We start from the raw sequence: 21935 nt of genomic DNA, 5'->3' as shown, positions 1-21935 counted from the left end.
TACATTGGATTGTTGTTGTGGCTCGTAAGACGCCTATAGAGCGTTACCGTAATATAGGCATCATGGCTCATATCGATGCTGGAAAGACAACAACAACCGAGAGAATTCTGTTTTATACGGGTGTTTCTCACAAGATGGGCGAGGTCCATGATGGCGCCGCTACTATGGACTGGATGGAGCAAGAACAAGAAAGAGGGATAACAATCACCTCTGCGGCGACTACGTGCTTTTGGTTGGGTATGGAAAAGCAATATCCAGAGCATCGGATCAACATAATTGATACGCCAGGGCATGTTGATTTCACGATAGAAGTGGAGCGGTCGTTGCGTGTGTTGGACGGTGCGTGCGCTGTTTTTTGTGCTGTAGGTGGGGTAGAGCCGCAGTCGGAAACAGTGTGGCGTCAAGCGAACAAGTATCATGTGCCTAGACTGGCTTTTGTGAACAAAATGGATCGTTCCGGGGCTGATTTTTTGCGCGTCGTTGAGCAAATTAAGGTGCGACTAGGTGGTGTCGTAGTGCCGATGCAGCTGCCGATTGGGGCAGAAGAAGGTTTTAAAGGTGTTGTAGATTTGCTGAAAATGAAGGCTATCTACTGGGAAGATGCCAACATGGGTGTAGGCTTTACGGAAATGGAAATTCCAGCAGAACTGCAAGATCGCGCAAGAGAGTGGCGTGAACGTATGGTTGAGGCCGCCGCTGACGCATCTGAAGAATTGATGGATAAATACCTTGAAAAAGGTGTTTTGACAAACGAAGAAGTAAAGCAGGGTATAAGAGCGCAGGTTCTGCAGAATAAGTTGGTCCCGGCTTATTGCGGGTCGGCGTTTAAGAACAAAGGTGTGCAGTGTATTCTCGATGGCGTGATAGATTTTCTGCCGTCTCCTCTCGATATAAAGCCCGTAGAAGGTCTATCGGATGCGGAGAGTAATGCCGTTCGCAGTGCCTCTGATGATGAGCCTTTCTCAGCCTTGGCATTTAAAATAGCCACAGATCCATTTGTTGGAACACTGACTTTTTTCAGGGTTTATTCCGGATTGGTCAAGTCTGGAGATGTGGTTTTAAATGCTGGTAAGGGTAAAAAGGAAAGGGTTGGACGTATTGTGCAGATGCATGCCAACAGTCGCGTTGAAATCAGTGAAGTAAGGGCGGGTGAAATCGCGGCGTTTATTGGGCTGAAAGACGTAACAACCGGGGATACGCTTTGTGATATTGAAAAGCCGATTTTGCTCGAGAAAATGGAATTCCCTGAGCCGGTTATTGCCGTGGCTGTAGAGCCAAGAACAAAAGCAGATCAAGATAAAATGGGAGCTGCGCTAGCCAAGTTAGCCCAAGAAGATCCGTCCTTTAGAGTCGGTAGTGACCCGGAATCGGGTCAAATAATAATTTCGGGCATGGGTGAATTGCATCTTGAAATTATCGTTGACCGAATGAAAAGAGAGTTTAACGTTGCGGCAAATGTGGGCGCGCCGCAAGTTGCATACAGGGAAACAATTAAGAGCGTCGTAGAGTGTGAAGGGAAGTTTATAAGGCAGTCAGGAGGCAAGGGTCAATATGGACATGTGTGGCTCAGGTTAGAACCAAAGGAGCGTGGTTCGGGCTATGAATTTGTGAGTGAAGTGGTTGGTGGCGCTATTCCAAAGGAATATATTCCAGCTATAGATAAAGGTGTGCAAGAGCAAATGGAGAACGGCGTTTTAGCTGGTTTTCCGGTTGTTGATGTAAAGGTTAGTTTATTCGATGGTTCATATCATGATGTCGATTCGAATGAAATGGCTTTCAAGATAGCAGGATCTATGTGCTTCAGGGATGGGGCTAAGACTGCAAATCCTGCGTTGCTGGAGCCCATTATGAAAGTCGAGGTAGTAACCCCCGAGGACTATATGGGTGAGGTAGTGGGTGACATTAATCGACGGAGAGGTGTTATTCATGGAATGGAAGATGTTCCGGCCGGAAAAGTAATAGAGTGCGAAGTGCCTCTTGCTGAAATGTTCGGTTATGCCACGGATCTAAGGTCGGCGACTCAGGGTAGGGCAACGTACAGTATGCAGTTTGAAAGATATAACGAAGCACCTGCAAATATTGCGGAAGCGATTATTAGAAAAGTATCTTAAATTTTTTACATATCAGGTATTGAATCATGGCTAAAGAAAAATTTGAAAGAAAGAAACCGCACGTAAATGTTGGCACCATTGGTCACGTTGACCATGGTAAAACCACATTGACAGCGGCATTAACAAAAGTAATGGCGGAGCTGCAAGGCGGCGAGGTCAAGGCTTTTGATCAAATCGACAACGCCCCAGAAGAACGTGCGCGCGGTATCACTATTTCTACCTCACACGTAGAGTATGAGTCAGCCAACCGCCACTATGCCCACGTTGACTGCCCTGGTCACGCTGACTACGTTAAAAACATGATTACCGGTGCGGCCCAAATGGACGGAGCCATCTTGGTTTGCTCGGCTGCGGACGGTCCTATGCCGCAAACGCGCGAACACATCCTGTTGTCACGTCAAGTTGGTGTGCCTTACATTGTCGTGTTCTTGAACAAAGCAGATATGGTAGACGACGCCGAGCTGATTGAGCTTGTCGAAATGGAAATTCGTGAGCTGTTGAACCAATATGAATTCCCTGGTGACGATACCCCTATTATTGTGGGTTCTGCATTGAAAGCTTTAGAAGGCGAGCAAAGCGAAATTGGTGTACAATCCGTAGTCCGCTTGGTTGAAGCTCTGGATAGTTACATTCCTGAGCCAGAGCGTGCGATCGACGGCAAGTTCTTGATGCCCATCGAAGACGTGTTCTCAATTTCAGGTCGCGGTACCGTAGTAACCGGTCGTGTTGAGCGTGGCATCATCAAAGTGGGCGAAGCAGTTGAAATCGTCGGCATTAAAGACACCGTTCAAACGACCTGCACCGGTGTGGAAATGTTCCGCAAGCTGCTTGATCAAGGTCAAGCGGGTGATAACGTCGGTGTCCTGTTGCGTGGTACCAAAAGAGAAGATGTTGAACGTGGTCAAGTATTGGCGCATGTTAACTCCATCAAGCCACACGCTCACTTTAAAGCAGAGATTTATGTGCTGTCCAAAGAAGAGGGTGGCCGTCATACCCCGTTCTTCAATGGCTACCGTCCGCAGTTCTACTTTAGAACAACCGACGTAACCGGTGCGGTTGATTTGCCAGAAGGTGTGGAAATGGTGATGCCTGGTGATAACATCGCTGTTACCGTAAAACTAATCTCACCGATTGCGATGGAAGACGGCTTACGTTTTGCGATTCGCGAAGGTGGTCGCACCGTTGGTGCGGGTGTTGTTGCTTCTATTATCGAGTAATCAAGATGGCCAATCAAACTATCAGAATCCAATTAAAAGCGTTTGATCATAAATTGATTGATCAGTCAGCGGGTGAGATAGTAGAAACAGCGAAGAGAACAGGCGCCCAAGTTAAGGGGCCTATTCCTTTGCCTACTAGAAAAGAACGTTTTACTGTATTGATTTCACCGCATGTCAATAAAGATGCTCGTGATCAATATGAACTGAGAACTTACAAAAGGTTGCTTGATATCGTTGAGCCAACCGATAAGACTGTTGACGCCTTGATGAAGTTGGATCTGGCGGCTGGGGTCGATGTTCAAATTAAGCTTAAATAGCAGCAAGTAATAATTTAGAGGGATTGGCAGATGTCAATAGGTCTTATTGGTCGTAAATGTGGTATGACCAGAATTTTTTGCGAAGATGGCTCTTCGGTACCTGTTACCGTACTTCATATAGACTCTAACAGAGTTATACAGGTGAAGAGCATTGAAACTGATGGTTATCGCGCTATTCAGGTAGCGGCGGGTGATGTTAAGTCTTCAAAAGTCAACAAAGCAATGGCTGGGCATTACGCATCTGCCAATGTCACCGCAGGTCGTGGTCTGTGGGAATTTAGGCTAAGTGAGAGCGAGGCTGGCGAGTTTTCTGCAGGGACGGAGTTAAAAGTTAATGTGTTTGAAGCTGGGCAGGTCGTCGATGTGTCCGGTACTAGCATTGGTAAAGGTTTTGCCGGTACAGTTAAGCGCCATAATTTCAGAACGCAAGATGCGACGCACGGTAACTCACGTTCCCATCGGGTTCCCGGTTCTAGCGGTATGAATCAAACTCCGGGCCGAGTATTTAAAGGTAAGAAAATGTGCGGACACATGGGGGCGGTCAAAACTACAATACAGAATTTGACTATCCATGCTGTAGATGCTGAGCGGAGCCTGATTTTAGTCAGAGGCGCTGTGCCTGGTGCCAAGGGTGGTGATGTAGTGATCACCCCTGCAGTAAAAATGTTAAATAAAGGTTAATTTATGACTTTGCAAATACCTGCAATCAATAATCAAGATTCAGCACAGGCGCTCGATGTCTCCGAGGCGGTATTCGGACAGGATTTTAACGAAACGTTGGTGCATCAACTGGTAACCAAATATCTTTCAGCAGCAAGAGCGGGCACTAAAGGCCAAAAAAACCGCGCGGCGGTAAGTGGTGGTGGTGCTAAGCCTTTCCGTCAAAAAGGTACTGGTCGTGCGCGCGCAGGAACAACCAGGAGCCCGGTATGGCGTACAGGCGGTGTTACATTTGCAGCTCAACCAAGATCTTTTGATCAGAAGTTGAACAAGAAGATGTATAAGGTCGGTATTAGGTCTATTTTTTCTGAGTTGTTGAGACAGGGTAGGTTGGCCGTATGCAACGACATAACGCCGGCAACACCAAAAACAAAAGACTTTTTGAGCAAGATAAAAGGTATCGATGCGAAAAGATTGTTAGTGGTTGCGGATGACTTAAATGAAAATTTAATTCTGGCGGCTAGAAACATCCCTTATATAGCCGTAGTTACTCCAAGTAGTGTGGACCCAGTGTCCTTGGTTTCTGCGGATAAGGTAATTGCGACAGCAGCAGCGCTGAAACAGATTGAGGAGCGTTTGGCATGAGCATTGAAAAAATCAAACTAGCAAGCGTTCTGTATGCGCCAATTGTGTCGGAGAAAAGCTCCAACGCTGCTGACCAAAGTAATCAGTTTGTATTCAAAGTAAAAAAGTCTGCAACTAAATTGCAGATTAAAAATGCAGTTGAATTGATGTTTGGTGTTGAAGTAGCTGCCGTTCGTGTTCTGAATGTTAAAGGAAAAATTAAACGATTCGGACGTACATTGGGTAAGCGATCCGACTGGAAAAAAGCTTATGTTAAGCTTCAGCCCGGTCATAACATTGAATTAGCGACAGCATAATACTTTAAAGCAAATAAGGAGCGGTAGAAGAGCATGGCTATTCTAAAATCAAAACCGACATCTCCGGGTTCTCGGTTTGTAGTGCGTGTACAAAATAATGATTTGCATAAGGGTAAGCCATTTGCACAACTACTTGACAAAAAGAACAATACCGGTGGTCGTAACAATCTAGGTAGAATAACGACTCGCCATATTGGCGGTGGACACAAAAAATTCTATCGGATAGTAGACTTTAAACGCGACAAAACCGATATTCCCGCGCTAGTTGAGCGTATTGAATACGATCCGAACAGAACTGCGAATATAGCGCTGATTCTTTTTAAAGATGGCGAGCGCAAATATATAATTGCGCCAAAAGGCATCGAGATAGGCCAAGAGATATTGAGTGCTGAAACGACTCCGGTTAAGCCTGGAAATTGTATGCCTCTGCGGAATATGCCTTTGGGCACCACAATTCATTGTATCGAACTGAAGCCAGGAAAGGGCGCTCAAATTGCAAGAAGCGCAGGAACCTCTGTTCAATTGGTTGCTAAAGATGGCGCATACGTCACCATCCGGCTTCGTTCTGGAGAGATGAGGAAAGTCCCGTCAGATTGCAGAGGTGTAGTTGGCGAAGTCTCCAACTCTGAGCACAATCTTATTTCGTTAGGAAAAGCTGGTGCAAAAAGATGGCGCGGTGTCAGACCTACTGTTAGAGGTGTAGCGATGAACCCTGTAGACCATCCACATGGTGGTGGTGAAGGTAGAACATCGGGTGGTAGACATCCTGTGTCTCCTTGGGGAACGCCGACAAAAGGCTATAAAACTCGAAAAAACAAACGTACTGACAACATGATTGTCAGACGCCGTAAGCAAAAATAAGAGGTATTTGACGTGCCACGTTCAATTAAAAAAGGTCCATTTATAGATCATCACTTGCTTAAGAAAGTAGAGGAAGCGGTGAGAGCGAATAATAGGAAACCGATTAAAACCTGGTCTAGAAGGTCAATGATCAGCCCAGATATGCTGGGATTGACTATTGCCGTGCATAATGGCAAACAGCATGTGCCGGTATTGATTTCAGAAAATATGGTCGGGCATAAGCTGGGTGAGTTCTCGCCTACAAGGACTTATAAAGGTCATATAGCAGACAAGAAATCAAGATAAGGAGTGAATGTGGAAGTTTCGGCTAAATTAAGTAACGCTCCTCTTTCTGCGCAAAAAGCACGGCTTGTAGGGGATCAAATACGCGGGTTACCTGTTGAAAAAGCATTGAATTTGCTGAGTTTCAGCTCTAAGAAAGCTGCTGCGATAATCAAAAAAGTTCTTGAGTCGGCAATAGCTAACGCAGAACATAACGAAAGTGCTGATGTAGATGAATTAAGGGTTTCGACCATATTCGTTAACGAAGGCAGAACGTTAAAGAGAGTTAGCGCAAGGGCGAAAGGGCGTGCGAATCACATCCTAAAAAGAACTTGTCACATAACAATTAAAGTAGCAGAGAAATAGAGGTAGCAAATGGGACAAAAGGTACATCCCACTGGGATTCGTCTCGGGATAGTAAAAGATTGGACTTCGAGATGGTATGCAAATAGCCAGAATTACCCTGTGTTTCTGTTGCAGGATTTGAAGGTTAGAGAATACATCAAACAAAAGTTAGCTCACGCATCTGTCAGCAGGGTGCAAATAAATCGTCCTGCGAATAATGCCAATATTACTGTGCACACCGCTCGTCCTGGGATTGTGATAGGTAAGAAAGGTGAAGATATAGATGTGTTAAGGCAGAGTATATCTGTAATGATGGGAGTTCCTGTCCAATTAAATGTCGAAGAGATTCGCAAGCCAGAACTTGACGCGTATTTAGTGGCTGAAAGCATAGCTCAACAGCTTGAAAAACGGATTATGTACCGTCGTGCGATGAAGCGAGCTGTTACTAACACCATGCGTTTAGGTGCTGAGGGTATAAAAATCACCGTAGCAGGTAGACTGAACGGAGCTGAGATTGCTAGAACGGAATGGTATCGCGAAGGCCGTGTGCCGCTTCATACTTTGCGGGCAGATATTGATTACGGAACTGCTGAAGCCAAAACCACTTATGGAATTATCGGTATAAAGGTTTGGATATTTAAGGGTGAGGTGTTTGATATGGATGCTCATGCAGCGTCATTAAACGCCGACTCAAAAAAATAGTTGAAGGAGTATATAAGAGATGCTTCAGCCAAAAAGAACAAAATTCCGCAAACAACATACCGGTAGAAATAACGGTACGGCGTTGCGCGGTTCGTCAGTAAGCTTCGGCGAGTATGGTTTAAAATCAATTAGCCGTGGTAGAATGACCGCCCGCCAAATTGAGGCGGCCAGGAGAGCTATTAGTCGTCACGTAAAGCGTGGTGGTAAAATCTGGATCAGAATTTTTCCAGACAAGCCTATCACGAAAAAACCATTAGAAGTTCGTATGGGTAAAGGTAAAGGTAGTGTAGAATACTGGGTTGCTCAAATTAAACCCGGCACGATGCTGTTTGAAATTGAGGGTGTTTCTGAGGAATTAGCAAGAGAAGCCTTTGAATTGGCCGCAGCTAAATTGCCTGTGAAAACTACGTTCTCTGCACGGACAATAATGTAATGAAAGCGAAAGATTTAAGAAGCAAAACAAAAGAAGAGTTGAATTCCAGTCTTTTGGAGTTGTCTCGCGAACAATTCAACTTGAGAATGCAAAAGGGAACTGGGCAACTTAGCAAGCCGAGTCAAATTAAGCAGGTGAGGCGAGATATTGCTCGCATTAATACTATTCTAAGTGAAATGGTAAGAGTATAGATATGAGCGAAAATCTAGATACTGTACGTAAGGTAACTGGTCGGGTAGTTAGCAATAAAATGGATAAGACTGCTTCTGTTTTGGTTGAGCGCCTGGTAAAGCACCCTGTATACGGAAAGTATATAAAGCGATCCACCAAGCTTCTCGTTCACGACGAAAACAATATATGCCAAGAGGGCGACGTGGTTTCAATTACCTCTTGCCGTCCTATTTCTAAGAATAAGGCGTTCAAACTGTTGGAAGTATTAGAAACTGCCAATAGATAATCAATAATTTTAGTTGGGATTTTAAAAAATGATTCAGATGCAAACTAGCCTTGACGTCGCCGATAACAGTGGCGCAAAAAAGGTCATGTGTATCAAGGTCCTTGGAGGTTCGCACCGCCGCTATGCTGGCATCGGTGACATCATCAAGGTAAGCGTCAAAGACGCTATGCCGCGTACAAGAGTTAAAAAAGGCGACGTATATAACGCATTAGTTGTAAGGACTCGTAAAGGCGTTCGTAGGGCTGATGGTTCAGTTATACGCTTTGACGGCAATGCCGCGGTAATTTTAAATAACCAACTACAACCAATTGGTACTCGTATCTTTGGGCCGGTTACTCGTGAATTAAGAGGCGATAAATTCATGAAGATTATCTCTCTAGCGCCAGAAGTATTGTAGAGGTCCAAAGATGCAAAAGATTAAACAAGGCGATGAGGTCATCGTAATAGTAGGAAAAGATAAGGGTAAGCTAGGGAAGGTAAGTAAAGTACTTGAAGACCAAAAACTATTAGTCGAAGGTATTAACTTAGTAAAGAAGCATCAAAGAGGTAATCCGAACCTAGGTGTTTCTGGTGGTATTGTTGATAAAAACATGCCAATCGACATTTCGAATGTTGCCTTATTTAACCCAAAAACGAAAAAAGGCGACAGAGTGGGTTTTAGAATTCTAGATGATGGAAAAAAAGTCAGATATTTTAAATCTACTAACGAAAACGTTGGTCTCTAAGGTAATAACGCTATGGCTAGACTACAAAGTAAATACAAAACTGAAATTGTTCCCGCGATGCAGGAGCAATTTGGCTACAAAACAATAATGCAAGTGCCAAAGCTCACAAAAATAACACTTAATATGGGTGTTGGTGGAGCTATTGCAGATAAAAAAGTTCTGCAATCTGCGGTTTCTGATATGGAAAAAATATCAGGGCAGAAAGCTGTGATTACGTTGGCTAGAAAATCAATTGCAGGATTTAAGATTCGCGACGACATGCCGATTGGTTGCAAGGTTACGTTGCGCGCCGATAAAATGTATGAATTTCTGGATAGGCTAATTACCATTTCTATACCTAGAATACGCGATTTTAGGGGTATGAGTTCTAAGGGTTTCGACGGTCGTGGTAACTATTCAATGGGAATTAAAGAGCAAATTATTTTCCCTGAAATAGATTATGACAAGATTGATGCGCTCCGTGGTATGGATATTTGTATCACAACAACTGCTAAAACAGATGAAGAAGGTTTAGCGCTGTTGAAGTTATTCAATTTTCCATTTAAAAACTAGGGCGTATCGACATGGCAAAAAAATCAATGATTGCTCGCGAAGTAAAGCGCGAAGGACTGATAAAAAAATATCAGGCAAAAAGAAGCGAATTGAAGGGAATAATTAGATCTCCGAATGCCTCCTTCGAAGAGAAAGAGAGCGCTCAAATTCAACTTCAAAAATTACCCAGAGACTCCAGTAAATCCCGGTTGCGCAATAGATGTAATCTGACGGGGCGCCCGCATGGATATTACAGAAAATTTGGTCTTAGCAGAAATAAATTGAGGGAGGCCACCATGCGTGGTGACGTTCCAGGTTTATCAAAGGCTAGCTGGTAGTTCTGTTTAAGTTTTGGAGAATTGAAAAATGAGTATGACAGATCCAATAGCAGATATGCTAACCAGAATTAGAAATGGTCAATCTGCTGGCAAAAAAAGTGTAAAAATCCCTTCATCTAAGCTAAAGCTGGCTATCGCGAAGGTTTTGAAAGAAGAGGGATATATTACCGATTTTAAAACTGAAGTTACCGGTTGCCATACAGAAATGACTGTTGAGCTGAAGTATTACAACGGGGTTCCTGTTATCGAGAGCGTTAAGCGAGTTAGCCGTCCAGGTCTTAGAATATACAAGTCTAAAGACGAGTTGCCTAAAGTGCTAGGTGGTTTAGGTATAGCTATAGTGTCAACCTCTAATGGTGTGATGACTGATCGCGCTGCGCGTGCTATAGGGCACGGCGGCGAAGTCATTTGCACTGTCTGCTAATTTAAGAGGTATATCATGTCTAGAGTAGCTAATGCGCCTATAACTTTGCCATCAGGCGTTGATGTAAGAGTTGACGGCAAGCAAATGATAGTTAACGGTAAACTAGGTCAGCTTGCGTTTGATCTTTGTGATGCTGTTGATCTTGAAATCGAATCTAACGTAATTAGAGTTAAATGGGACGATAGTGTGAAAGGTGCTAAGGCTCACGCTGGTACTGCTAGAGCTTCAATTAACAACATGGTGAAAGGAGTCTCTGAGGGCTTCGTAAAAAAAATGTTGTTGGTTGGAGTCGGGTACAGGGCGCAAGTTAAAGATAATCTTTTAACGCTCTCCTTGGGTTATTCAAATCCTGTCGAATATCTAATTCCCGACGGTGTAACTGTTGAAGCGCCAACGCAAACAGAATTGCATGTGAAGAGCAATGATAAACAGAAAGTCGGCCAAGTCGCATCTGAAATCAGAGCTTTTCGTCCGCCCGAGCCTTATAAAGGTAAGGGTGTGAGAATCGCTGACGAATACGTGGCTAGAAAAGAAGCCAAAAAGAAATAGGTGAAGTGATGGATAAGAAGTCTTCAAGATTAAAAAGGGCGTTAAGACTACGCTGCAAAATAAAAAAGTTAAATGTAAATAGACTTACCATACATAGAACTTCCCAGCATATTTATGCGCAGGTTCTTAGTGCTGACGGCACGGCTACTCTTGCGGCGGCGTCTACATTGCAAGCTGACGTAAAGGCTGGTCTTAGTAATACAAGTAATATTAAGGCTGCTACCGAGGTGGGGCGTATTGTTGCTGAAAGAGCTATTGCAGCTGGTGTAACAGAGGTTGCATTTGATCGCTCTGGTTTTAAATATCATGGCCGCGTAAAAGCGTTAGCAGACGCTGCACGTGAAGCTGGCTTGAAGTTTTAGGGGAATAGCATGGCAACAGCACCATCTCAAGGTAGTACAGACGGATTGCAGGAAAAATTGGTTTCAGTAAGACGCGTTGCAAAAGTAGTAAAAGGCGGTCGGGTTTTTGGTTTCGCTGCGCTTACGGTCGTTGGCGATGGCGACGGGCGTGTTGGTTATGGCGTGTCCAAGGCGAGGGAAGTGCCTGTAGCGATTCAAAAGTCGCTTGAGCAAGCTAGAAAAAATATGCGAAAAGTAGCGTTAAAAGAAGGTACTTTACAATATTCAATTATGTCGAATACCGGTGCCGCTAAGGTTTATATGCAGCCTGCTTCAGAGGGTACCGGTATTATCGCGGGTGGCGCTATGCGTGCCGTATTTGAGGTCGTTGGCGTGCATAATGTGCTGGCTAAGTGTATCGGTACAAGTAACCCGATCAATGTTGTGCGTGCCACAATTAACGGTTTGACCGCAATGCATGATGCTAAGAAAATCGCAGCAAAGCGCGGTTTATCTGTTGATCAAATAACAGGGTAAAACGATATGAGTGGCAAAAAATTAAGCGTAATGATGACTAAAAGTAAAAATGGTCGCTTAAAGAGTCATCAGCAATGTTTGAAAGGATTGGGTCTAAGCAGAATAAGGCAGGTCGTTGAGGTTATCGATACGCCTGAAAATCGCGGAATGATCAATAAGATCGCGTACATGCTAAAAGTTGAGGAAGTTTAATGTATCTAAACACAATACAAGCTGCATGCGGCGCACGAAAAAAAGCGAAACGCGTTGGGCGGGGCATAGGATCTACTGATGGTAAAACTTGCGGTAGAGGTCATAAAGGTCAAAAGGCGCGGTCTGGAGGTTTTCATAAAGTCGGCTTTGAGGGTGGTCAGATGCCCTTACAGCGGAGACTTCCTAAAGTGGGCTTTACCTCCAGAACTAAAAAATTTACCGCTGAAGTTCGTCTAGCTGAAATTGATGTTCTTCAGGCTGATGTTGTTGATATTCAATTATTGATTAGTAATAACATCATTCCTGCATTTTCGAAAAAAGTTAAAGTAGTGAATACTGGAACTGTTTCAAGGTCTTTAATTTTAAAAGGACTCGGTGTGACGGCTGGTGCAAAATTAACTATTGAAGCTGCTGGTGGCAAAGTCGAGGCTTAAGTGAGTGCTAAAGGAGTTGATGTTTCTGCAGGCACATTTCGGTTTGGTGAGCTCAAGTCAAGATTGTTGTTTGTTTTAGGCGCATTTGTCGTATATAGAATTGGCGCTCATATCCCTGTTCCAGGGATAGATCCAAAAGCCTTATCAATAATGTTCGAGCAGCAGTCCGGTTCCATCCTAAACATGTTTAACATGTTTTCGGGGGGGGCTTTGATGCGTTTGAGCCTCTTTGCGCTAGGTATAATGCCTTACATTTCGGCTTCTATCATTATGCAGCTTATGACTATAGTCATTCCTGCTATGGAGCAGCTTAAAAAAGAGGGTGAGTCCGGGCGTAGAAAGATTTCTCAGTACACCCGTTACGGTACCGTTGTATTGGCCATGTTCCAATCGATTGGTATTTCAGTGGCCTTGCAAAACCAAACAGCCGGTGGGCTAGCTGTTGTTATCCAGCCAGGTGTTAGTTTTGTCCTTATAACCACCATAACGTTGGTTACCGGGACAATATTCCTAATGTGGCTTGGAGAGCAGGTTACGGAGAGGGGAATTGGTAATGGTATATCGCTAATTATCTTTGCCGGCATCGTGTCCGGGTTGCCTTCCGCAATCGGTGGAACACTGGAGCTTGCTCGTACTGGTGAAATGAATGGTGCGTTTATTGTTGTGTTGTTCGCGTTATCTATAGTTGTAACGGGTATTGTGGTTTTTGTTGAAAGAGGGCAAAGACGGATAACAATTAATTATCCAAAGAGACAGCAAGGCAATAAGGTGTATTCAGGACAGAGTTCGTTTCTGCCCCTTAAGTTAAATATGGCTGGCGTGATTCCACCTATTTTTGCATCGAGCATTATATTATTTCCTGCGACAATAGCGGGATGGTTCGGGAATGTCGATGGCTTTTCATGGCTTCAGGATATTTCGTCTGTGCTTTCCCCAGGTCAGCCAGTGTACGTTTTGTGTTATGCTTTGGCCATTGTGTTCTTTTGTTTCTTTTATACCGCTCTGGTCTTTAACTCAAAAGAAACCGCCGAAAACCTGAAGAAGTCAGGTGCCTATCTGCCTGGTATTAGGCCGGGTGCTCATACCACCAGTTATATCGATAAGGTAATGACTCGGCTGACGTTGATAGGTGCAGTTTACATCACGCTGATCTGTTTGTTGCCCGAGTTTTTAATTGTTTATTGGAACGTGCCGTTTTCTTTTGGTGGTACCTCTTTGCTGATTATTGTGGTTGTTGTGATGGACTTTATTTCGCAAATGCAGACGCATTTGATGTCGCAACAATATGAAGGCTTGATGAAAAAAGCTAATTTGAAAAAATCTTAAAAATTCGAGGAGTTTGCCGTGAAAGTACGAGCTTCAATAAAAGCTATATGCAAAAGTTGTAAAGTAATTAAAAGAAACGGCGTTGTGCGGGTTATCTGCAAAGATGGCAGGCATAAACAGCGTCAAGGCTAACTTGTTTTTGTGATTTATTTTGCAGGGTGATATAATTCCCTGTTTAACCTTATAGTACTGTTTTTGGAGTATTTGAATGGCTCGTATTGCCGGTATAAACGTGGCTGACCATAAGCATGCGGAGATAGCGTTGACTGCTATCTATGGAATTGGCAGGCAAACTGCTAGAAATATCTGCGATGAAGTTGGGGTTCAGCCAACCGTCAAGATTCGAGACCTTTCCGAGGATCAAGTGGAATCGATACGTAAGGTTATTTCAGCGATGACTGTCGAAGGTGATCTTCGCAGAGAAGTTTCGATGAATATAAAAAGATTAATGGATCTGGGTTGCTATCGTGGTATCAGGCACCGTCGTGGCTTGCCATTGAGAGGGCAAAGAACCAGAACAAATGCTCGGACTCGAAAAGGTCCGCGTAAGTCAGTTACTAAATAAATACATCTAGATAGGCATTTTTGATGGCAACCCAGAATCGAGTTAAAAAACGTATTAAGAAAGAAGTGGCGGACGGTATCGTTCACGTCCACGCTTCCTTTAACAATACAATCGTTACTATCACAGACAGAAAAGGTAACGCGTTATCTTGGGCAACATCTGGCGGATCCGGTTTTCGTGGCTCGCGCAAAAGCACGCCTTTCGCAGCTCAGGTAGCTGCTGAGAAAGCTGGAGCCGTGGCCCAGGAATATGGCATGAAGAATCTAGATGTTATGATAAAAGGGCCTGGCCCTGGTAGAGAATCTGCTGTTCGCTCCTTGAACAGTATGGGGTTCAAAATTTCAAATATCGTGGACGTTACTCCCATACCTCATAATGGTTGTCGCCCACCCAAAAAACGTCGTGTTTAGGATAGTGGAGTAAATTTAATGGCAAGATATCTTGGTCCTGCTTGCAAGCTGAGTCGTAGGGAAGGTACTGATTTATTTTTGAAAAGCAGAGGCAAGTCTCTGGAAAGCAAATGTAAATTGGAACAAAGACCTGGTCAACATGGTGCTAAGCGTACAAGGAATTCTGATTATGCTATGCAGCTCCGCGCCAAACAGCGCTTGCGTCGCATATACGGAGTGTTAGAAAAACAGTTCCGAAACTATTACAAAGCTGCAGATCTACAAAAGGGTGCTACCGGCCAGAACCTGCTCGATTTTTTAGAGTCTCGTTTGGATAACGTTGTTTACCGGATGGGCTACGCTGCTACTCGAGCGGAAGCTAGGCAGTTAGTCTCTCACAAAGCGATTTTGGTAAATGATAGGTTAATTAATATCCCTTCTTACCAAGTTGCTGCCGGCGACGTAATTAAGATTAGAGAAAAAGCTAAGAGCCAACAACGCATTAAAGACTCGCTGGTCGTTACTGAACAGTATGGTTTTCCGGTTTGGGTTGAAGTAAATTCGAAAGAGATGAGTGGAACATTCAAGTCTGTTCCTGACCGCGTAGATTTAGGCTCTGACATCAACGAACAGCTGGTTGTTGAGCTTTATTCTAAGTAATAAATAAGTCCAGGATTTAAATTATGCAGAGTTCTATTGTTGGCCTACTAAAGCCTAGACTTGTCGAGGTGATTAACGAATCGGCCAACCACTCGAGAATCGTTATCGAACCTCTGGAGCGCGGCTTTGGGCATTCTTTGGGCAATGCTTTGAGGCGGGTCATGCTGTCTTCAATTCCAGGTTGCGCAGTTACAGAAATTTCTATTGAGGGTGTATTGCATGAATTCACCACGATAGAGGGAGTTCAGGAGGATGTTATAGACATCATACTGAACCTTAAAAAACTAGCTGTTGTCGTTCATTCTAAGGACGAAGTAACTCTTACACTGTCAAAATCTGGCGTCGGTGTGGTAACTGCTCGGGATATTGACCTACCTCATAACGTAGAGTTGGTAAACCCCGATCTGATAATAGCTAACATCAATAATCAAGATTGTTCGCTCAACGTTAAGATTAAAGTCGAGCGAGGTAGAGGATATGTCCCTGCCAGTCTGAGGAAGGAAATGCACGACGACGCTCCTGTAGGAGTGTTAATGGTCGACGCGGCTTTTAGTCCTATAGTAAAAGTTGCTTATCATGTAGAAAGCACACGTGTCGAACAGCGCACTAACCTGGACAGGCTTGTTATCGAATTGGAGACAAACGGCACAGTCGATCCCGAACAGGCAATCAAGCTGGCTGCTTCTATTCTTCATGATCAATTATCAGTTTTTGTTGATTTCGAGAAAGTTAATGAGCAGATACATGAAGAGGTGGCGATTGAAGAAGAGTCTTTCGATCCTGTGTTGTTACGTCCTGTAGACGATTTGGAGTTGACGGTTCGTTCTGCCAACTGCCTAAAGGCAGAAAACATCTTCTATATCGGTGATCTTATTCAGCGGACTGAGGTAGAGTTGTTGAGAACACCGAATCTAGGTAAGAAATCGTTAACGGAAATTAAAGATATTCTTGCAATTAAAGGTCTGTCATTGGGTATGCGGTTGGAAAACTGGCCACCTGAAAATCTGGCTGATCAATCGCAAGCTGGAATTTGAATATAAGGCATTTGAAAAATGAGACACCGTAAATCTGGAAGACAGTTAAATAAAAATAGTAGCCACAGAAAAGCGCTATTTAGTAACATGGCTTGCTCTTTGTTTAGACACGAGTTAATCAAAACTACGTTACCAAAAGCAAAAGAGTTGCGTGTAATCGCTGAACCTTTGATTACACTATCTAAAGTCGATTCTGTTGCGAAACGTCGTCAGGCGTTCTCTAAGTTGCGTGATAGAGATGTTGTAACGAAGTTATTTAACGAGCTTGGTCCAAGATACCAATCCAGAAACGGTGGGTATTTAAGGATTATTAAATGCGGATTTCGATCTGGTGATGACGCACCTATGGCTTACGTTGAGTTGGTAGATAGGCCGGAGCCCGTTAAAACCGAGGAATAAGTACCATTAGGTATTTAAATCTATCGTTTTAGACGGCAGATTAGCTAAACAGCTAATCTGCCGTTTTTGTTTTTGTGCCCTCCGGTGTCATCTAGATTCCTAAAATACATTCCTTGGGCTGATTATTTTGTTTCTTTCTGATGTAGCTCTCATTTTTCGCTGTGCGAGGTTTTTGCTATTATCCTTGTTAATATGCGCCAACTTTCCAGTTTTTTTTGGAATGGCATTGTTGCATGCGCTGGGCTTGTGGACGGTAATCGGTGGTATATTAATCCATCTGTGGAAATATAAGGTTGAACAAGCTTTTGAAAGGTTTTTTCTGCCGTTAACCCGTTAAAGAATAAATGCGTAATACTAGGGTGAGCTAGGAAAAAGTCTGGAAAATCATTCGTAACAATACTGTTTTTGTCTATTTTCGTATCCAGACTGCTATTGTGCCTATGGCATGACTTGACTACATCCCATAGTGCTATGCCAGCTAATTTTAATGATTCGATTCTCGCTGAGTATGGGCTGGCGGGATCGATTGCCAGGAGCTCAGTTATGATAGGCCAAAAATGATTACGTGGATGTGCGTAATATTGACCAGCCTCCAGTGAAGCTTTTCCCGGAATGCTGCCAAGAATCAAAACTGTTGCATCCGGTGATGACTCCGCTGAGAAGCTTGTTATGTGGTTCATTCAGCCGGAATTTGATGGGGTCGCATTAGGCGTTTTGCAAACTTGCTAGCACTAGTTTTGTAAAATGCCCAATACGTCTAATACTCGGCAGCAATATGCGTGCTCATTGTCATGCATCAAAGATAGGCCGAGCTGGCGGCCTTGGCTGACAGTTAGATGATGCATCAATAATATAGAAGAATATTGGGTTTCCATATAATCTATGCTGGCCTTTTGATGTCCCCATGCGCCATAGTCACAATGAATAAGTCCCGCTAATTGTTTGTTGGCGTAATCTTCAAACAGTTCTACGCATTCTTCTAACGACGTTTTCCGCGAAAGATTGGCCGTTAAATCAATGACTGAGACAATTGCTGTTGGCACTCTGTAAGACATAGCTACCAGTTTGCCTTCGAGTCTCGGTAATACCAATGTCGTGGATTTACCTACGTTCGTGCTAGTTGGGATAATGGAAGACGCACATCCGCGGCCAAGTTGGGATGATGCGTGATATCCATCCAATACGCGTTGATCTGAAAGTTGCGGATGGATAGTGATGGCTCTGGCGTAATCGATGCCGATATGCTTATCAAGCACATGACAGATAGGAACCATCGCATTACCCGTGCAAGTACTGGCTGAGATGACATCATGGTGCAATGGATCGTATGCCGAATGATTTACTCCGAATACCACGCTGATGTCGCAACCGCTCACATTCCAGGTACAAAGGACTTTTTTAGCGACTTCCTGCTTTATCAAGGAACGGAAATCATGGATCGTGGCGGTGCCCGTGGCGTCAAATAATACATCAAGATCAAATTGGCGCAATACGCCGAAGCTGTCGTCATCGGGTGAGCTACGGCGCCTGTCTACCTTCTGATAGCGAACTCTTTTGCCGTCTATGATCAGGTCGTTGCCATCACAGTCCACGTTAAACGGTGGGCGGCCATAGGTGCTATCGTTTGCTAATAGGTAAGCAACGTGATCGATAGCCATTACGTCGCAGACTACGCGTATATCGAATCTGCCGCCTTTTTCTTGCGCGAAATTTCCCCTTAATACCCCGCGACCAATTCTGCCTAAACCGACGATCCCTATGTTAAGGCCCATTGTTTAAAGTCTCCGCTTTGATAGTGCTTTGCGTTAAAACGCCAATAGCGCCAGTGGTTTGGAGAGGTCGCAGGTGTTGATTTATGGTCATGGCGTTGGTTTATGTTTTTGTTTGTCAAGATTGGGAATAGCAATGCTTGAAAAACTAGAGCAACAAGCCGCCCAAGTCAAGGCAAAGTAAAATATAACGGAGGGGCTGCTTCTGTTTCGGGTGCGGTAGATTGGAGAGTCTAGCCAAATGGGCTTATTCTTATTGAGGCTCGTCTTCGGATGTCACAAATTTTTCTGATAAGCGTAACAGCACGAACAAGGCACCTGTACCGCCAGCTTTGGGAGGGGCTGAGCAAAACGCCAGGACATCTTTATGTTGGCGTAGCCAGAGATTAATATCATTTTTTAAGACTGGCTGATTGTCCGTAGAGTTGTACCCCTTGCCGTGAATGATTTGTACGCAGCGATAACCGTCTTCAACGCAATAGTGTAAAAATCGTAATAGCTGCTGTTGCGCATCGCGGCTACTTAAGCCATGTAGATCGATATCGGCATCCACGCCGTAATATCCCTTACGAAGCTTTTTGATGACGCTTTTTTGCATGCCTGGTACCAGGAAGGCTATCTTGTCTTCTTGGAACAGGGTCTCCAAACTGCCCTCAACATCTTTTTGTAAAGGATCAACCTGCTCCAGCGGCTTAAATAAGGGTATAGGCCGCGGTTTCTTGTCTGGCTTAAGAATAACGGTATTGGTGTCTATGGTCTGGACTTTACCGATCGAGTTTCGAAACAAGAGGGCATCGTCTGCGGAAGTGGTTTTTTTTGTCACGTAAGCTGCTGGTTTTGCGGTTTTTTTGCTACTATGCGGGAATTTTAAAGCGTTTCACGGCAGTATGCACATACTAATCAGCAACGACGACGGTTATTTAGCGCAAGGCATCAACACACTGGCCGAAGCTCTGCGTCAATACGCCAACGTGTCAGTTGTGGCGCCCGATAAAAACCGGAGTGCCGCAAGCAATTCTTTAACCCTGGATATGCCTTTGCGTGCTACACAATGCGAAAACGGTTTTGTCAGGGTGGATGGTACACCGACGGATTGCGTTCATCTGGCCATTACCGGGCTATTAGCGCACGAGCCCGATATGGTATTCGCCGGTATCAATCATGGCGCCAATCTCGGCGACGATGTGCTTTATTCTGGCACTGTGGCTGCGGCTACAGAAGGGCGTTTTCTTGGACTGCCTGCGGTAGCTATATCTTTGGCATCCAGCGATCCTAAACATTTCGATACGGCGGCACATGTGGCTGTGACATTAATGCAAAAAATCCTCGCTCATCCATTGCCCGAAGACACTTTGTTAAACGTCAACGTGCCTGATTTGCCGATCGCTGAATTAAAAGGTTATCAATCTACCCGACTCGGACAGCGGCACAAGGCGGAAGCAGTGATACGCTCCAAGGATCCGCGCGGGCACATTATTTATTGGGTTGGACCGCCAGGTAGCGAACAAGACGCCGGGCCGGGTACCGATTTTGATGCGATAAGAAACGGGTACGTGTCCGTAACGCCGTTACAGCTGGATTTGACGCGTTACGAACGACTAGAGGGATTGCGCGATTGGCTGGCAATGGAGGCGCGCTTATGAGTAGACGCATCCAGGGTATAGGCATGACTTCTCGGCGGACCAGAGAGCGGATGATTTCTCGGCTACGCGAGCAAGGTATCTATAACAGCAAAGTCTTGGCGGTAATGTCTGACACACCGAGGCATATTTTTGTCGACGAAGCTTTGGAGAGTCGCGCTTATGAAGATACCGCTTTGCCAATCGGCCACAATCAAACTATATCTCAGCCGTATATTGTCGCCAAAATGACGGAATTGCTATTGGAAAAAGGTCCGCTGCATAAGGTACTGGAAATTGGTACGGGTTGCGGATATCAAACCGCAATATTGTCGAAGTTGGTAGAGCAAGTATATTCGGTGGAACGGATTGCGCCGTTGATGAAAAAAGCCCGAGATACCCTATGGGAGTTGGATATTAAGACCGTGGGTTTTAAGCATAGCGATGGCGGTTGGGGTTGGCCGGAGCATGCGCCATACGATGGGATTTTAGCTGCTGCCGCGCCGGTCGAAATTCCGGAAGCCCTACTTGAGCAAATGGCGCTGGGAGGCGTGATGGTGATTCCAGTCGGGCTGGAAGGGATGCAGGAATTGCATCGGGTAACCCGCACAGAGCATGGCTTTGAGGATGAAGTGATTGAGCGCGTCAGTTTTGTGCCGTTTTTATCAGGTGTCAGTCAATAAGTTTTAATCGTTTTATCGCGCCGGTTTTGTTAGCCAATTGGCGTGTCCGGCGCGACGGTGATGAATTTGCTAGAAATTCAAATGCTGCTTACGTTTGCTGGCTATAAATCCTAATAAAGCAGAGCCGAATAACCAAACGGCGGAAGGAACCGGCACCGCGGTTACCGAAACTTGCCAGCCCACATCTTTCAGAGCGGCGAGATCGAGTTGCGTAAACACTTTGCGCGTACCGATGCGTATAGTAGGGTCCATTGCGGTTTCTTGCTCAATGCCGTTTACCGTGCTTTTTGTACCGTCTAACCAATGAACCTTATCTCCTTCCAGCGGCACATTGCTGCCATAAGCCGCTACTGCATTGGCACCGGTAAAGCCGGAGCCAGAGGCTTGATTATCCCAAGAGTCGGAACTGCCTAGACCTAATAAGTGGCCTAACTCATGCAGAGCCACCGAATAAAAATCGTTGCCGCTAAAGGCTTCTGTGGTTGAAAGATCGGCGTCGAAATACCAGTTTGCCGAACTGCTGAAGGTCAATTGGCCGCCCCATGGTGCAAAATCAGTTGCCAATGGGCCGGAGGTAGGATTTGATTGGCCGCGTTGTGCTGCATTGGTCAAAAAATCTTGGGTACCGCTGACGTTGTAACCGCCGTAGCCGCCATAGCCCAAGTTGCCGGCGCCCATGGTCTGTCCGCCGACAAACACCGTGAGTGTGTCGGCTGCTACACTGAAATTGCTTAATGTAGTCTCGGCGCCAGTATCCGGGCGATTAAATACCGCGCTGAAATTATTGGCACCGCCGGATGATATAGCTGTCAAGCTGTCGGTCAAGATGCTTCCCAAAAAGCCGCCGGCGGCGTCTAGGATGTCTCGTCTACTTGTGTTGCTGCCGGAGAAAAAGCCGCCATCGTAGGTATAGTCAAAATTGATGACGACAGCGTCAGCTGATTGGCTGGCGGCCAGCAACAAGACGCCGGCGAATGCGGATGGTTTAATAAGCATGAATTTAACTCGCTCAAGTTGGTTAATAATTGCTGCGGTTAGCTCGGTCTTGATTTAGATTCGAGCACTGTGCAGCGCTAGTTCTTGTTCTCGGTGGGCGCATTCAGTAATGCAATGCA

The 21935-nt window shown here is 44.9% G+C and carries 36 protein-coding genes; 32 read left to right on the top strand and 4 right to left on the bottom strand.

What is annotated here, in order from left to right; all coding sequences use genetic code 11:
* Window positions 1-17 precede the first annotated feature (17 nt).
* From fusA to rplQ, 30 genes are all read left to right on the top strand, one after another.
* Window positions 18-2111, top strand: coding sequence for an elongation factor G (fusA, locus tag METH11B_RS0111295; RefSeq protein WP_036275877.1), 2094 nt, complete (start codon window positions 18-20; stop codon window positions 2109-2111).
* Window positions 2112-2137: 26 nt separating this feature from the next.
* Window positions 2138-3328, top strand: a complete 1191-nt coding sequence (gene tuf, locus METH11B_RS0111290) for an elongation factor Tu (RefSeq protein ID WP_020484790.1) — start codon at window positions 2138-2140, stop codon at window positions 3326-3328.
* 5 nt (window positions 3329-3333) lie between these two features.
* Entirely contained in the window at window positions 3334-3645 is a 312-nt protein-coding gene (rpsJ, locus tag METH11B_RS0111285; RefSeq protein WP_020484801.1) for a 30S ribosomal protein S10, read from the top strand.
* Between the two features lie 30 nt (window positions 3646-3675).
* Window positions 3676-4326: a 50S ribosomal protein L3 gene (gene rplC, locus METH11B_RS0111280; RefSeq protein ID WP_020484802.1), complete on the top strand. Its 651-nt coding sequence runs from the start codon at window positions 3676-3678 to the stop codon at window positions 4324-4326.
* A gap of 3 nt (window positions 4327-4329) precedes the next feature.
* On the top strand, window positions 4330-4950 hold the full coding sequence (gene rplD / locus METH11B_RS0111275) for a 50S ribosomal protein L4 (protein ID WP_020484803.1): 621 nt from the start codon (window positions 4330-4332) through the stop codon (window positions 4948-4950).
* Window positions 4947-5246 carry a 50S ribosomal protein L23 gene (gene rplW, locus METH11B_RS0111270; protein ID WP_020484804.1) on the top strand — a complete coding sequence of 100 codons (300 nt, stop codon included), beginning with the start codon at window positions 4947-4949 and terminating at the stop codon, window positions 5244-5246. The genes rplD and rplW overlap by 4 nt, the downstream gene beginning before the upstream one ends.
* Window positions 5247-5279: 33 nt before the next feature.
* On the top strand, window positions 5280-6107 hold the full coding sequence (rplB, locus tag METH11B_RS0111265; RefSeq protein ID WP_020484805.1) for a 50S ribosomal protein L2: 828 nt from the start codon (window positions 5280-5282) through the stop codon (window positions 6105-6107).
* A 12-nt stretch (window positions 6108-6119) separates the two neighbouring features.
* On the top strand, window positions 6120-6392 hold the full coding sequence (gene rpsS / locus METH11B_RS28525) for a 30S ribosomal protein S19 (RefSeq protein WP_081607975.1): 273 nt from the start codon (window positions 6120-6122) through the stop codon (window positions 6390-6392).
* 9 nt (window positions 6393-6401) lie between these two features.
* Entirely contained in the window at window positions 6402-6734 is a 333-nt protein-coding gene (rplV, locus tag METH11B_RS0111260) for a 50S ribosomal protein L22 (protein WP_036277365.1), read from the top strand.
* Between the two features lie 9 nt (window positions 6735-6743).
* Window positions 6744-7415 carry a 30S ribosomal protein S3 gene (gene rpsC, locus METH11B_RS0111255; protein WP_026602119.1) on the top strand — a complete coding sequence of 224 codons (672 nt, stop codon included), beginning with the start codon at window positions 6744-6746 and terminating at the stop codon, window positions 7413-7415.
* A gap of 19 nt (window positions 7416-7434) precedes the next feature.
* On the top strand, window positions 7435-7848 hold the full coding sequence (gene rplP / locus METH11B_RS0111250; RefSeq protein WP_026602118.1) for a 50S ribosomal protein L16: 414 nt from the start codon (window positions 7435-7437) through the stop codon (window positions 7846-7848).
* Window positions 7848-8039: a 50S ribosomal protein L29 gene (rpmC, locus tag METH11B_RS0111245; RefSeq protein WP_020484809.1), complete on the top strand. Its 192-nt coding sequence runs from the start codon at window positions 7848-7850 to the stop codon at window positions 8037-8039. Before rplP ends, rpmC begins: the two co-directional genes overlap by 1 nt.
* A gap of 2 nt (window positions 8040-8041) precedes the next feature.
* Window positions 8042-8305: a 30S ribosomal protein S17 gene (gene rpsQ, locus METH11B_RS0111240; RefSeq protein ID WP_020484810.1), complete on the top strand. Its 264-nt coding sequence runs from the start codon at window positions 8042-8044 to the stop codon at window positions 8303-8305.
* A 28-nt stretch (window positions 8306-8333) separates the two neighbouring features.
* Complete coding sequence (gene rplN, locus METH11B_RS0111235; protein WP_013820378.1) at window positions 8334-8702, top strand: 50S ribosomal protein L14; 369 nt, start codon at window positions 8334-8336, stop codon at window positions 8700-8702.
* 10 nt (window positions 8703-8712) lie between these two features.
* Complete coding sequence (gene rplX / locus METH11B_RS0111230) at window positions 8713-9030, top strand: 50S ribosomal protein L24 (RefSeq protein ID WP_020484811.1); 318 nt, start codon at window positions 8713-8715, stop codon at window positions 9028-9030.
* 12 nt (window positions 9031-9042) lie between these two features.
* Window positions 9043-9582: a 50S ribosomal protein L5 gene (rplE, locus tag METH11B_RS0111225; protein ID WP_026602117.1), complete on the top strand. Its 540-nt coding sequence runs from the start codon at window positions 9043-9045 to the stop codon at window positions 9580-9582.
* 11 nt (window positions 9583-9593) lie between these two features.
* On the top strand, window positions 9594-9899 hold the full coding sequence (gene rpsN, locus METH11B_RS0111220) for a 30S ribosomal protein S14 (protein WP_026602116.1): 306 nt from the start codon (window positions 9594-9596) through the stop codon (window positions 9897-9899).
* 28 nt (window positions 9900-9927) lie between these two features.
* Window positions 9928-10323, top strand: coding sequence for a 30S ribosomal protein S8 (rpsH, locus tag METH11B_RS0111215; protein ID WP_020484814.1), 396 nt, complete (start codon window positions 9928-9930; stop codon window positions 10321-10323).
* 15 nt (window positions 10324-10338) lie between these two features.
* Window positions 10339-10872 (top strand): 50S ribosomal protein L6, encoded by a 534-nt coding sequence (rplF, locus tag METH11B_RS0111210; RefSeq protein WP_026147172.1) that lies wholly within the window; start codon window positions 10339-10341, stop codon window positions 10870-10872.
* A gap of 8 nt (window positions 10873-10880) precedes the next feature.
* Window positions 10881-11234: a 50S ribosomal protein L18 gene (rplR, locus tag METH11B_RS0111205; protein WP_020484816.1), complete on the top strand. Its 354-nt coding sequence runs from the start codon at window positions 10881-10883 to the stop codon at window positions 11232-11234.
* Window positions 11235-11243: 9 nt separating this feature from the next.
* Window positions 11244-11750, top strand: a complete 507-nt coding sequence (gene rpsE / locus METH11B_RS0111200; RefSeq protein ID WP_020484817.1) for a 30S ribosomal protein S5 — start codon at window positions 11244-11246, stop codon at window positions 11748-11750.
* 6 nt (window positions 11751-11756) lie between these two features.
* Entirely contained in the window at window positions 11757-11942 is a 186-nt protein-coding gene (rpmD, locus tag METH11B_RS0111195; protein WP_020484818.1) for a 50S ribosomal protein L30, read from the top strand.
* Window positions 11942-12376, top strand: a complete 435-nt coding sequence (rplO, locus tag METH11B_RS0111190) for a 50S ribosomal protein L15 (protein ID WP_026602114.1) — start codon at window positions 11942-11944, stop codon at window positions 12374-12376. Before rpmD ends, rplO begins: the two co-directional genes overlap by 1 nt.
* Window positions 12377-13702 carry a preprotein translocase subunit SecY gene (secY, locus tag METH11B_RS0111185; protein WP_026602113.1) on the top strand — a complete coding sequence of 442 codons (1326 nt, stop codon included), beginning with the start codon at window positions 12377-12379 and terminating at the stop codon, window positions 13700-13702. It begins immediately after the preceding gene.
* Window positions 13703-13720: 18 nt separating this feature from the next.
* Window positions 13721-13834 (top strand): 50S ribosomal protein L36, encoded by a 114-nt coding sequence (rpmJ, locus tag METH11B_RS28520; RefSeq protein WP_081607976.1) that lies wholly within the window; start codon window positions 13721-13723, stop codon window positions 13832-13834.
* Window positions 13835-13910: 76 nt separating this feature from the next.
* The gene (gene rpsM / locus METH11B_RS0111180) at window positions 13911-14267 is read left to right on the top strand and encodes a 30S ribosomal protein S13 (RefSeq protein ID WP_020484821.1); all 357 of its coding nucleotides are present in this window, start codon (window positions 13911-13913) and stop codon (window positions 14265-14267) included.
* A gap of 23 nt (window positions 14268-14290) precedes the next feature.
* Window positions 14291-14677 (top strand): 30S ribosomal protein S11, encoded by a 387-nt coding sequence (gene rpsK, locus METH11B_RS0111175; RefSeq protein WP_020484822.1) that lies wholly within the window; start codon window positions 14291-14293, stop codon window positions 14675-14677.
* 18 nt (window positions 14678-14695) lie between these two features.
* On the top strand, window positions 14696-15316 hold the full coding sequence (gene rpsD, locus METH11B_RS0111170) for a 30S ribosomal protein S4 (protein ID WP_026602112.1): 621 nt from the start codon (window positions 14696-14698) through the stop codon (window positions 15314-15316).
* A 23-nt stretch (window positions 15317-15339) separates the two neighbouring features.
* A complete protein-coding gene (locus METH11B_RS0111165) occupies window positions 15340-16350 on the top strand; it encodes a DNA-directed RNA polymerase subunit alpha (RefSeq protein WP_026602111.1) in 1011 nt (336 codons plus the stop codon).
* Window positions 16351-16368: 18 nt separating this feature from the next.
* A complete protein-coding gene (rplQ, locus tag METH11B_RS0111160; protein ID WP_020484825.1) occupies window positions 16369-16749 on the top strand; it encodes a 50S ribosomal protein L17 in 381 nt (126 codons plus the stop codon).
* A gap of 149 nt (window positions 16750-16898) precedes the next feature.
* Here the strand turns inward: rplQ and METH11B_RS28515 are convergent, their stop codons facing one another.
* The 3 genes from METH11B_RS28515 to METH11B_RS0111145 form a co-directional block, all read right to left on the bottom strand.
* Window positions 16899-17429 carry a DNA-deoxyinosine glycosylase gene (locus tag METH11B_RS28515; RefSeq protein ID WP_081733790.1) on the bottom strand — a complete coding sequence of 177 codons (531 nt, stop codon included), beginning with the start codon at window positions 17427-17429 and terminating at the stop codon, window positions 16899-16901.
* 51 nt (window positions 17430-17480) lie between these two features.
* Window positions 17481-18521 carry a glyceraldehyde 3-phosphate dehydrogenase NAD-binding domain-containing protein gene (locus tag METH11B_RS0111150; protein WP_026602109.1) on the bottom strand — a complete coding sequence of 347 codons (1041 nt, stop codon included), beginning with the start codon at window positions 18519-18521 and terminating at the stop codon, window positions 17481-17483.
* 250 nt (window positions 18522-18771) lie between these two features.
* Window positions 18772-19341, bottom strand: coding sequence for a Smr/MutS family protein (locus tag METH11B_RS0111145; protein WP_026602108.1), 570 nt, complete (start codon window positions 19339-19341; stop codon window positions 18772-18774).
* Between the two features lie 64 nt (window positions 19342-19405).
* Between METH11B_RS0111145 and surE the strand changes: the two genes are divergently transcribed.
* The gene (gene surE, locus METH11B_RS0111140; RefSeq protein WP_026602107.1) at window positions 19406-20161 is read left to right on the top strand and encodes a 5'/3'-nucleotidase SurE; all 756 of its coding nucleotides are present in this window, start codon (window positions 19406-19408) and stop codon (window positions 20159-20161) included.
* Window positions 20158-20820: a protein-L-isoaspartate(D-aspartate) O-methyltransferase gene (locus tag METH11B_RS0111135; protein WP_036275871.1), complete on the top strand. Its 663-nt coding sequence runs from the start codon at window positions 20158-20160 to the stop codon at window positions 20818-20820. Before surE ends, METH11B_RS0111135 begins: the two co-directional genes overlap by 4 nt.
* A gap of 69 nt (window positions 20821-20889) precedes the next feature.
* On the opposite strand, the gene METH11B_RS0111130 is transcribed toward METH11B_RS0111135, so the two are convergent.
* On the bottom strand, window positions 20890-21816 hold the full coding sequence (locus tag METH11B_RS0111130) for a matrixin family metalloprotease (RefSeq protein ID WP_026602105.1): 927 nt from the start codon (window positions 21814-21816) through the stop codon (window positions 20890-20892).
* Window positions 21817-21935 lie beyond the last annotated feature (119 nt).

The sequence above is a fragment of the Methylomonas sp. 11b genome (assembly GCF_000515215.1).
Lineage (GTDB): Bacteria > Pseudomonadota > Gammaproteobacteria > Methylococcales > Methylomonadaceae > Methylomonas.
This window is presented reverse-complemented; position numbering and strand designations above follow the sequence as displayed.